The following is a 1,190-nucleotide window of genomic DNA, read 5'->3' as shown; positions in this document are numbered from 1 at the left end:
GACAGTAAGTACTTGCAGACAGTGTGTCAGAACTGCTTATCCAGGGATTACATCATTAAAATTGCGGCAGAGTTTTTGATGATCTTTAATCTAGATTTTCAGAGCGCTTAGAGGCAGGAGCCACTACGGACTTAGTTTTACAGCATCGCTTACAAGTCAACTTAAGTTACGGTGTAATGTTTAGTGAGAGGCTTTTGATGTTTTAGGGGGATATGTTCGAACAGCTGAGCTCTTAGAGATGGGGATTTGGATGTTTTCATTTAGATATCGGCGGGTAAGCCGATGTCTAGTGTGTTCGATAAGCTAGACTAAAAGTAGTAACATTCAAAATAGGAGAACGTAATGAGTTATGGACATATTTTGGTTGCGGTAGACCTTACTGATTCCAGCAAAAAAGTCATCGATAAAGCAGTTTCTTTAGCGAAAGATGAAAAAAGTAAGCTTTCCTTAGTCTATGTAGATGTCGATAAGATTATTCTAGAGTTGAAAGAAGAACGAAAGTTGCAGAATGCATTACAAAAGCTTGCTGACGAGTGTGATTATGAAGTCCATGACAGTAAGGTTGTGATTGGTGATCTTCACATCAAGCTCTCCGGAATTGCGAAGGAAGTAGGGATAGATCTCGTTGTATGTGGCCATCATCATAGCTTGTTGAGTCGTTTCTTTTCTTCTGTCCCCAAGCTTGCGAACGCCATAGAAGCTGATTTGCTAGTCGTGTACTTAGATGATTAAACAATGATGAGTAAAAGCCGAACCAAAGGCTAGTTCGGCTTATATCGTTTATCGAGTTAACGAGAATGGCTTTTTGGACAAAACAGAAACGGATTCAGCATTTGAAGCCGTGTCAAAATGTACGTTAACTTGGACGCCTTCTCGCTCAAAAGTAACATCGTCAAAATCTGTCATGGCGATTTTGAACCCGTTCTTTGCAAAAAGGCCAGTAACCATGGTGCGCTGTTTAATTTCTAAAGCGGACGCCAGTAATTTATCCATAGCCAATATCCTTGTTTTTTATGGGGGTCACAAACACCATACCGCTCGCAGATTATGAAATCAATTGATTATTGGGCTGTACTAGATTTGTGTTTTAGTCAAAGTCAATTGATGCACTATTTAACGTGATATGCATTCATTAGAAGCATTTCCGAGGATATGTTTTACCACGATCTCTGTGACGCAAAGCATCATTC

Annotated in this window: 2 protein-coding genes; one reads left to right on the top strand and one right to left on the bottom strand. The window is 39.8% G+C overall.

Annotation, left to right across the window (positions count from 1 at the left end; translation table 11 throughout):
* The first annotated feature begins 342 nt into the window (after positions 1–342).
* A complete protein-coding gene (locus R7P69_RS24950; protein ID WP_005455301.1) occupies positions 343–732 on the top strand; it encodes a universal stress protein in 390 nt (129 codons plus the stop codon).
* Between the two features lie 48 nt (positions 733–780).
* Here R7P69_RS24950 and R7P69_RS24945 read toward each other — a convergent pair whose 3' ends face one another.
* A complete protein-coding gene (locus R7P69_RS24945; RefSeq protein ID WP_025518941.1) occupies positions 781–993 on the bottom strand; it encodes a hypothetical protein in 213 nt (70 codons plus the stop codon).
* Between the last annotated feature and the right edge of the window lie 197 nt (positions 994–1,190).

Origin of the sequence: Vibrio sp. 661, assembly GCF_033339315.1 — a bacterium.
GTDB classification, from domain to species: Bacteria; Pseudomonadota; Gammaproteobacteria; order Enterobacterales; family Vibrionaceae; genus Vibrio; species Vibrio alginolyticus.
This window is presented reverse-complemented; position numbering and strand designations above follow the sequence as displayed.

Coding starts and splice junctions, on each gene's coding strand:
- R7P69_RS24950 (WP_005455301.1), top strand. CDS start 343: ATGAGTTATGGACATATTTTGGTTGCGGTAGACCTTACTGATTCCAGC.
- R7P69_RS24945 (WP_025518941.1), bottom strand. CDS start 993: ATGGATAAATTACTGGCGTCCGCTTTAGAAATTAAACAGCGCACCATG.